At 61.0% G+C, this 9,293-nt stretch carries 9 protein-coding genes and 1 pseudogene; all 10 read left to right on the top strand.

The window, feature by feature from the left end:
• Nucleotides 1-373 (top strand): annotated as a pseudogene (locus C471_RS09235) (site-specific recombinase); the annotation flags it as partial.
• A 320-nt stretch (nt 374-693) separates the two neighbouring features.
• Nucleotides 694-1,551: a hypothetical protein gene (locus tag C471_RS17000; RefSeq protein ID WP_152421860.1), complete on the top strand. Its 858-nt coding sequence runs from the start codon at nt 694-696 to the stop codon at nt 1,549-1,551.
• A 160-nt stretch (nt 1,552-1,711) separates the two neighbouring features.
• Complete coding sequence (locus C471_RS09230; protein WP_049909199.1) at nt 1,712-2,113, top strand: hypothetical protein; 402 nt, start codon at nt 1,712-1,714, stop codon at nt 2,111-2,113.
• Between the two features lie 191 nt (nt 2,114-2,304).
• Nucleotides 2,305-3,537: a hypothetical protein gene (locus C471_RS16995; RefSeq protein WP_204365934.1), complete on the top strand. Its 1,233-nt coding sequence runs from the start codon at nt 2,305-2,307 to the stop codon at nt 3,535-3,537.
• Nucleotides 3,538-3,803: 266 nt separating this feature from the next.
• Entirely contained in the window at nt 3,804-4,934 is a 1,131-nt protein-coding gene (locus C471_RS17920; RefSeq protein WP_004048480.1) for a hypothetical protein, read from the top strand.
• Nucleotides 4,931-5,617 carry a hypothetical protein gene (locus tag C471_RS09220; RefSeq protein ID WP_004048479.1) on the top strand — a complete coding sequence of 229 codons (687 nt, stop codon included), beginning with the start codon at nt 4,931-4,933 and terminating at the stop codon, nt 5,615-5,617. The genes C471_RS17920 and C471_RS09220 overlap by 4 nt, the downstream gene beginning before the upstream one ends.
• A 1,796-nt stretch (nt 5,618-7,413) precedes the next feature.
• Nucleotides 7,414-8,325, top strand: a complete 912-nt coding sequence (locus tag C471_RS09210; RefSeq protein ID WP_004048477.1) for a DUF6884 domain-containing protein — start codon at nt 7,414-7,416, stop codon at nt 8,323-8,325.
• On the top strand, nt 8,312-8,569 hold the full coding sequence (locus C471_RS09205) for a ribbon-helix-helix domain-containing protein (RefSeq protein WP_004048476.1): 258 nt from the start codon (nt 8,312-8,314) through the stop codon (nt 8,567-8,569). Before C471_RS09210 ends, C471_RS09205 begins: the two co-directional genes overlap by 14 nt.
• On the top strand, nt 8,559-8,978 hold the full coding sequence (locus C471_RS09200; RefSeq protein ID WP_004048475.1) for a hypothetical protein: 420 nt from the start codon (nt 8,559-8,561) through the stop codon (nt 8,976-8,978). The genes C471_RS09205 and C471_RS09200 overlap by 11 nt, the downstream gene beginning before the upstream one ends.
• On the top strand, nt 8,978-9,293 hold a 316-nt coding region (locus C471_RS09195; RefSeq protein ID WP_004048474.1), incomplete at its 3' end, for a hypothetical protein. The genes C471_RS09200 and C471_RS09195, both read left to right, overlap by 1 nt.

Below are 9,293 nucleotides of genomic sequence, written 5' to 3'. Positions count from 1 at the left end.
CGCGATCGAGCGCGTCCGCGGCGGGGCGTCCGACCTGATCGTCGCGGCCGAACACGACCTCGACGCGCCGAAACCGCTCACGACCGACGGCGCCCGGTCGATCATGGAACGGCTCTGGACGCACGGGGACCTCGCCGAGCGTCGCGACGAGCTGGACCTCTCACTCGACGGCGACTATCTCGAACTCCACGGCGGGCGTCGAGGCGTCGGGGAGGTGCTCGTCCGGCAGTTTGGCTACGCCGCTGCGGCGCGCTACCTCGACAACAGCGAGGAACAGGTCCGCGAGGCCTACCAGCATATCGAGGCCGCCGAGCGCGCCGACATGGCGACGGAGGCGTTCTCGCAGACGGACAACCGCGTGAACGAGCGGTAATAATCTCTGAACCGGTCTGTGACTAGACAGGCTCTGTTGAAATCCTCAGATTCTGACAGTAACCGGCTGCTGAATACCTGGCGCATATCACCCACAGAAAACATATGCCTGTTTAATTTGTACCCTTTCGTGTGAAACGTCGAAGTCTCATCGCTACAGGATGTGTCTGTCTTAGTACTGCTATCTCCGGCTGTTTGAGTCTTGATAGAATAAGATACCGTGACGAGCCGTGGGTTACTGCGTCCGTCACTACAGATAATATTAGAGCGGGATTCGATAGTAAACAGCTTCTTGAGATATCTTTGCAACCGAGTAACGTGATGGGAAATAAGTTACCTGATGAAAATCAGCAACACCATCTCAGAATAGATGTTTCTTCGTTGGAACAATATGGGGTAAATGTGGAAGATCTGTCTGTAGAAACCACTAAAGGAAGATGGGGAGGTACGGGCAATTACAACAACAATATCGATACATTAGACTTCACCAACGGAGTGGTTGATATTGTCATACTCACGTCAGAAGACGTGAATGAGGCAAATCGGGTCGCGCTGAATCTGACAGGATTCCAGTTCACAGATGTCGAAGCGGCGACTAAAATTCAATATGACGTTCAGTCTCCCGATGACCACGTGGAGATCTCGAATGAAATGTTCAGCAATTTTAAAAAAGAGAGTAAATGCGGGTTCAGAATTAATGGCGCAGAGTTCACACTGATAAATCCTGAGTTGCTCCCGCCCACGCTGTGCCCGGGTTCACTCACGACTAGTATGAATGGTCAGGGGTCTCAAGGGCTCATTGTTGAGTGGCTAACCCCGAAAGAGGAAGAGATACATGTTGATATTGATCTTTCTTCGCTTGATGGATATGCAACGGTCGGAGGCGCATCAATCAAGCTGAGGGACAAGAGGGGTAACTCTGATGAACCTAGAATATGGGGCGCAACTCTTGAAGACGCAACAATTGACGATTGGACGCTCTCGTTGAAATTGGTGCCAGATTCTGGGAGTAATTACGCTGCTGCGTCTGTCCGCATCACCGGCATAGAGATGGCAATTGAAGAGTCGATCAAAGGATTATCATATGACATGAGTATCGAAGGTGACGCCCAAGAGACGGTAGAGACGGAATCGTTCAACATCCACGGCACCCCCTCCTCTGAAGGCGGAGACGTCTAAGCGCGAGCGTTTCGGTACAATTGACTGGATTTCTGTGGTGGAGATCTAATAACTTCACCCTCTATATTCAGCACGCCCCCGAAAACATGTCACCGTTTGGGGACTTCAACAGAGTCACCAGACAGTACTTTATATTGACACGGCTACGGGCCAAGTAATTGTGCTTGAATTACTCGAACAAATAGGTATTCTCATCGTCGGTGGTCTCGTCGGACTCATAGCCCACGAATCGGTCCACTATGGATTTGGCTGTCTGTTTGATGGGTCCCCATTTGTCTCGAAGCGGACCTTCTATATCCCGGAACAGATCGACTTTGACACACCACGCCAAATGACGGACCGACAAGTACGAATTGCCGGTGGCGGGGTGGTCGTGTTCCCGATCCTCCTCTTTGTTGGCGTCTGGTTGGGATCGCTCCCTGCTATTGCGGTTGGGGCTGGGGGTAGCGGGATCAGCATGTACGATACGCTGGCGGGATATCATCCGCAGCAGTGGAAGCGATTTACCGCTGGAGAACCCATCTCACGGACTGATTTTCAATCTCAAGAGGATATTGAATGAGACGGGGTGTCGTTCTCTCCGTCAGCTGGTGTGTCATCCTACTCGTCGGGCTCGTTGCTGGGGCTGCCCCTGTCTCAGGAGCTACTCAACAGGGAACCTCGACGATAGCGCAAACGGAGCAGTGCGCTACAGCGTACGACCGACTCAACGGCCGGAATCAGGATCGATCTGGCCCACCTGTCTCGGTTTCTGTGACAGCCTCTGATCCCGGCGTCGTCCTGTTAGAGTACACTGTTCCGGACGGACAAGACTCGTTCATTGTGTCGGTACCTGAGAATCAGGATATTCGGCTTGCAAACGGGTTTGAAGAGCCATATCCGGGGTATTTTGAGTATACTGGCAGTGGAACTGCTCAGATCGAATATGCGGTAAATCGGAGTTTTCAGATCCCGGAGGATGACGATCGAATCGATCTTCCCGAGACGTATACGAGCCATAATGAGTCGGTAGCCACGAGCGTTATCCCGCGCCACAGTGGTGCCCCCATCCAATTAGCGTTCCCTGACGGCGGGTATGCTGGCACGACGATCATGTACGTGGGGGAAATAGCCCACGTCGAGACGATATCGAACGGTCCGAATCGTCATAACGTAGTGATTCCTGCGGCAGTCGATTCGTCCGTCGGGGACGCGACGCTTGAGGGGCTACAACTTGGCGCGGAGACGATTGATCCCCGCCACTACTACTGCGAGAGTACGCTTTTCATTCATCCCGGTGATGTTCGAGGGTACGCTTCGCGAGCCGATTCCGTCTCTGGAGAGAACTGGGAACAGAATGGACCTGGTACACACACGCCGTTGCATGAATATGTCCACCTGAATCAGCGATACACTGTCGCCGAGGAGATGCAGTGGTTCACGGAAAGCTCTGCGACCTATCTCACGGCACGGATTCTGTACGATAATGGCTTGTTGACGCCTACTGAGTATGATGCACAGCTCACCTACTGGGATCATTTTTCATCGGGCTCAAACTTGACCAATTCAAGTAGTTACCTCCGACAGTCGGAGGCGAGTCTTGTCAGAGATGATTATACCTCTGGCGCCCTCGTTCTTGCGCGACTTGATGCTGATCTACGCGGGAACGGGAACGCGACAATCTATGATCTGTTCTCAGCGGTGGGCAGCGGAGATCCAGCTACTGACTATGACGTATCAGCGTTCTACGACGATTACGAACGTCTCGGTGGGAACCGCTCAGAAGCGGAACTTCGAACGCTGCTTGAACAATCAGGCACGGTTGAACCGGCCTACGTGACGCCCTCGGCGAGAGTGTTACCCGATTCACTGGTCCGGCACGAGAATTACGCCGATTCGACACCACGAGAGGTAGAAATTCGGGTACTCTCTGTATTGGCCTTCATTGTTCTTGTCGCGGGTGTTTTGAAGGCCCGAGAGTCGATTTCGGATCAAGGAGACGACTGATATTCCTTTTCGCTGAATCATCGGGGTAGCGGTCGGTAGCCGCTGCCTCCGCAAGTTACTATATAATAGTAACAACCGGGTCGCCACAAACCAATTGCACCGGCGCAAATAACTTCGATATGTCCGAATATCCCGATTAGACCATCCAACAAGGCAGACAAGACTTGTGAAGCAAAGTATTAAAAGGATGGCACAAAGAGAACCAGATAGGTTCTGAGTCGCTCGCCGGCGTCGACGGCGGCGCCGGTCGGCTGGAACCAGCCACTATGGCACAACCCCCTACGCAAGCAGACGGCGGTAGTAGCACAGATCCCCGACCGGCGCTGGAGAACGCGGCGATCGTCATCCACCCAGACGGGTACGAACTGGTCGAGGTTGGCGACACGGAGCCGACTGAGTCCGAAGCCGTGCAGGAGCGGATCGACGCGCTTCCCGACGAGCCCGGCGGCGCGGCGTTCAACGCCGACGCCCACCCGGATCACTCGTCCGTGGAGCTGGTCGACGCGACCTACTCGTTCGACGTGGCCGCGACGCTGCGGCTCGCGCACGTCGAGTCCGGGCGCTTCGACGTGCTCGGCGACGACCAACTCGTTCGGTGCGTGAATCCGGGTCGCGAGTCGCTGACGTGGTTCTACGAGGCCGGCGGCGACGACTGCATGGTGGCCGAGTACCACGAGATAGACGACTTCGAGGCCGGGGCGATCGAGCGCTCGAAGGCGCTGGCGTCGATCGCGTCGTCGAAGGTCGAGGTGTCGATCGTCGACCGGGAGGAACTGGAGACGCGTCGCGAGCGCGGTGAAGCCGTGACGGACGGCGGTGAGGCCCTCACGGGAGACGACGCAGGGTTCTGTGCAGACTGCACGGAGTGTGACGACCTTGACGGCAGCACGCAGTACGAACTGTTCGCTGAACGCGACCTCGTCGCTGAGCGGCACGAACACGATACCGGACACGACGTGGAGCGGACGCCGGCATCGCCCGAGGCGCTGACTGACGGCGGTTCCAACCCGGACGATCCCGAAGTCCACTCCGAGGGCGACCGGATTGTCGCAACGGCGAACGGCGGCACCGTCGGGGGCGAGTGGCAGACGATGAAGCGACTCGCAAAGACCATTCTCTCTGAGGCCGAGGAGCACAAGACCGACCTCCAGAAGGCGGAGGAGATGGCCGCTGGCGTCCACATTCGCCTCTCGTGTGAGTGCTGCGGGATCGAGGAGGAGGTGGAGTACGCCCGCGATCTGCGAGAGACGCCGGAGGAACACGTCGAGCACCCGGACTTTGACTGTACGCTCGACGACGTGACGGTCGAGGCGTTCTGCCCGCGTCACGGGACGGTCCCGCTCTCGTACGACGAGTGTGACTCTTGCGCGAGCGATCGAGCGCTGATGAATCGATGACGGACGATCGTTCTGTCCCGGAGCTGATTCGGGACACGATCGAGGCGAGCGAGTATCCCGAGCTGACCGTCCGCGAGGTCACCCAGCGCACGGGCCTCACTGAGCAACAGGTCTACTCGGCCGCCGGGTCGATGGATCGGCTCGAACTGGACCAGCGCGTCGGCGTCGTGCGGCTGCCCGAGGACGACGGCGGCGACTTCGTCGACGACCGCGACAGCGAACTAGCTACTGACGGCGGTGTCGATCAGGCGGTCGGAAGGAGAGAGCACCCGATCATGCTCGGCAAGCGGTGGGGTGACGAAGCCGAGAGTAACATCGAGAAGTGGGGCAACCAACGTCACGACACGCTCCTTCTCGCGCTGATCGAGGAGGTGGGCGAAATCGCGATCGCGATGGAAGCGAACAGCGAAACGATATACGACGCCACGTCTCCGGACGCCGATGACGTGCCGGCGGCTGTCGGTCGGCGGCTAATCGACGACATGGCCGACCTCGGCCGGGAGACGCGCGACTTTCTCGAAGGCGAGTACGGTGACCCTGCGGGCGACGGGGAGAGCCCCGACGAGCACCGGATTCACGGCGAGCCGACCGACACGACGCGAATCCTCGAAGAAGTCGAGGACACGGCCCCGTTGTGTTTCCAACTCTACTGGGCGCTACAGGGGGTCGACGATGGCGAGTAGACAGCGCACGATCGCGCAGGCGGCCGGCGCGGCGCCGACGATCGGCGTCGCCGTCGACGAGCGGACGCACTACGCACACGCTCGCTACGCCATGCACGACGAGCCCGGCGTGATCTGGTACGACCCGCGCGACGGACACGAGAAATTCCGGGTTCCGAACGTCGCCGCTGACACCGACCTCTCACTCGATGAGCGCGTGTTGACCCATGTGACGATCCACCCGAAGCGCGCGTGCTGTCAGCTGGTCGACCCGGCCGACCACGAGTGGGTCGCCGAGTATCAGCACAAGACGCGCGAACTGTTCGAGCGCCCGCCGGACCTTCCCGATCGCGAGTACACCGCACACTACGCGAAGAGCGAGACCTACGACAGCGTCCGGGCGGCGCGGGCTGCCGCGAGTGAACGGTGCGAGGCGTACGCGGACGCCCCGTACCGGAACGCGGTCGAGGCGCGGGCTACGGGCGAGCCGGTCACCGACGGTGGCTTCGATCAGGACACCACAGACAGCAACCACGTCGGCCCGATCGTGTTCGCCGATGAGGACGCGCGCCGTCGTCTCCAGCAGTCCGGCGACGTTGTCACCTTCCGCGTGTCCGAGCGAACCACGGGCGACACTTGGTGGCGCAAGAGCCGTACAGGCGAGAAGATGGGCGACTGTCGCGTCGAGTGTATCGGCGCTGTCGATCCGTCCGACCGCTCAGTCCTCATGGCCTACTACCGCGAGGCCGGGTTTGGCTCGGTCTCGGACTGGCAGGACGCGATCGAGGACCTCAACGGCGAGCTTACCGAGGGGTACCTCTACCGCGTGACGAGTGACGAGCGGTGGGCGGAGTGTGAGTCCTGTCACGAGTACTCGCCTGCGGTCGAGTCGTTCGGCCAGCCCGACTACGTGTGGCTCTGTCCCGAGTGTCGTGACGAGACGCAGTGGCGCGAACCAGCCACCGACGGCGGGCACCGTCCGCCCTGCGAGGCGGTCGCGAACATGGATCCGACGCCACCGGATAGCGCCTACGACCTCGAACGTCGGGTGTGTCCGAACTGTCGGCTCTACTTCGACGTAGGGGCATCGGCGGACAAGGTGTTCTGTTCCGACGCCTGCCGGCGCCGGCACGAGCGCGGCGAGTTGATCGCCGACGGTGGCGTTGATCGCGAGGTTCTCAACGATCACGTCGGGGACGACCCCGGCCCTCGCGAAGACTCCGAGCTCGAACTGGACGACCACATGGCGTGTAAAGAGTGCGGGCTGACGCTCCGGTGGGACGCGGTCTTCCTCTACGGGTTTCAGCGCTGTCCGGAGTGCTACATGGACTACCACCGGAAGCAAGTTCTCCGGGCGTACGGCACGCTCGACTCGCTCGAAGCCGTCCCGCTCCAGACGATCCCGGATGACGCCGAAGACGACGACACCCAGCTCGTCGCCGACGGCGGAACGCCCGACCTCCCNGAGCCAACCCCGGCCGACGACGCCGATCTGCCACGAACCAGCGCCGGCACGCCGCTCCCGGAGCTTCGCTTCGTCGACCGCTTCGCGACCGGCGACGACGTGTTCTACGCGGTCACCGAGGAGAACGGCGTCCGGCTCTACCGCGTCACGGGTGAGACGACGATTGTCCGCGGGCTCCTCGCGCACGACGCGGTGATCCACGAGACCGCCGACGACGGGTGCGTGACGACGCCGTCGTACAACGACAAGTACGGGACGATTGACCTGTCTCACCACATGGGCGGTCGGGAGGCGTCGTTCCGAGCCGACCGTATCCTCGACAAGCCAGTGATCACGCTGACGGAGGTCGACCGTGTCTGATAGCGATCACACCCCGAACCCGCGCGAGCACGAACTTCCGGACGGCGACCTCGCGGTCTCCTCGCACTGGGTGTGGGGCGTTCGCGACGCGACCACCGTTCCGGAGGCCGACCGACCGCTGTACCGGATCCTGATGGACGTGCTCGCCGACGCGCACGTTCCGGACTGTCTGCCGGCCCGCCTCGCGACGGAGTGTGACGACCTCGTGGACGCCCGTGAGACCGTCACGAACATCGAGCGCGGTCGGGTGGACGTGGAGAACGTCGGCTACGGGATGAGCTACTGTCACAAGGTCCGTGACGCAATCGACGGGCACCGCGATCGCGACCCGCTCCGATTCGTCGCGGTCGGGTGTTCGGGCTCGAAACACGACGTTGCCGGCGCCGTTCCGGCGAAGGACCTCTACCGGCGGGCCTACTGGACGTGCAAACGCGAGTACGGTGAGACGCTCGGTGACGAGTGGACGATCATCTCCGCCGAGCACGCCGTCCTCGACCCCGACGAGCCGATCGAGTACTACGAGCGCACACCGGACGACCTCGCGGGCGTCCCGGTCGACTCCAGCGAACGACTGCCGACCGGCGAGCCCGTGACGACACTCCTCGATCAGTGGGCACTCCGCGTGTACGAGGGGATCACAGAGTGGGTTTCGTCTGTCTCGGGGCTCGATCCGCGGGATATCGAACTGGAGATACTGCTCGGGCGGTCGTACCGCGACCCGTTGGAGGCGCGCGGCGTGTTCGACCGACTGCGTGCCCGTGGCGACCTCTCGATACGCTTCCCGTTTCAGGAGGTCGAACAGGCGGCCGGCGGCAACGGCAACCAAATGGGCTGGATGAGCGACGAAGTCGAGGCCGCGACGGCGGTCGCGACCGATGGAGGGTCGACTGATGGCGACGAGTGAGCGCAAACCCGTGTTCCCGGACGACGAAGACGCTCGTCGCCACCGAATCACGGCCCGCGTCTCGGCTGACCACCTCGACGAGTTGGACGACCGCGTCAAGGCCGGCGAGTTTCGGAATCGCTCGCACGCGATCCGGCTGGCGATCGCCGACCTCCTCGACGAGACGGAGCCCGAAGCGAACAGCGCGACTGACCACAACGACGACACCGACGCCGACGACGGCACAACCCCCAATGACGACTGATACTGACGACACGACGACGGACGAATCGCTCGAAAACGACGGCGTGACCCTGCGGCAGCGCGCTCGCGCCGAACGCGCGTTCCAGCAGATCCGCGAGTCGGACAACCCCTTCGCCGAGGCCGCGGTCGCGCTCCGCGATCAAGGCGCGACCGTGCAGGAAATCTACCGCCAGTACGATGCGATCGAGGCGGACCTCGGCGACGCGGCAATGGCCGAGCAGACAGAGCTGATCCCGGAGTGGAAAATCACCGTGAAGGTGCCCGACGACACCCCGAGCGGGTACCGGTACGAGCGGAAGACCCGAGCGCATCAGGACCCGCGGAAGGCCGAGGCCAAAGTGGCGGAAACGTCCGGCTGGGAGGTCGTCTCGGAGAAAACCGAACAGGTCGGCTACATCAAGGTGGCCTAATGCACGCGACTGACACCCGTCGCGGTGACGATGACGACACGATCACGATGCCGAGCGGCGAGACGGTGCCGGTCGAGATGGGCGACGCCGTGTTCCCGTGCGTCACCGAGTTTGACGCCTCGGTCGGCGTGTGTATCGAGGACGGCCGGATCAAGATGTACGAGGAGGGCGACTGCACACTCTCGCTCGGCGTCTCGAAACACGCGATCGAGCCGGCGGACCCGGTCGCGACGCTGTACGCGTCGATCAACCTCGACGCTGAGGGCGACGATATCTACTCAGAGACAGCGTTCGAGGCTGTCTCTTATACACATC

Origin of the sequence: Halorubrum saccharovorum DSM 1137 (assembly GCF_000337915.1) — an archaeon.
GTDB classification, from domain to species: domain Archaea; phylum Halobacteriota; class Halobacteria; order Halobacteriales; family Haloferacaceae; genus Halorubrum; species Halorubrum saccharovorum.
The sequence above is the reverse complement of the archived record's forward strand: the minus strand, read 5'-3'. Positions and strand labels throughout refer to the sequence as shown.

Bases quoted from the DNA above. Each gene is read 5' to 3' on its own strand.
- C471_RS17000 (WP_152421860.1), top strand. From the start codon at position 694: ATGGGAAATAAGTTACCTGATGAAAATCAGCAACACCATCTCAGAATA.
- C471_RS17920 (WP_004048480.1), top strand. From the start codon at position 3,804: ATGGCACAACCCCCTACGCAAGCAGACGGCGGTAGTAGCACAGATCCC.
- C471_RS09220 (WP_004048479.1), top strand. From the start codon at position 4,931: ATGACGGACGATCGTTCTGTCCCGGAGCTGATTCGGGACACGATCGAG.
- C471_RS09205 (WP_004048476.1), top strand. From the start codon at position 8,312: ATGGCGACGAGTGAGCGCAAACCCGTGTTCCCGGACGACGAAGACGCT.
- C471_RS09200 (WP_004048475.1), top strand. From the start codon at position 8,559: ATGACGACTGATACTGACGACACGACGACGGACGAATCGCTCGAAAAC.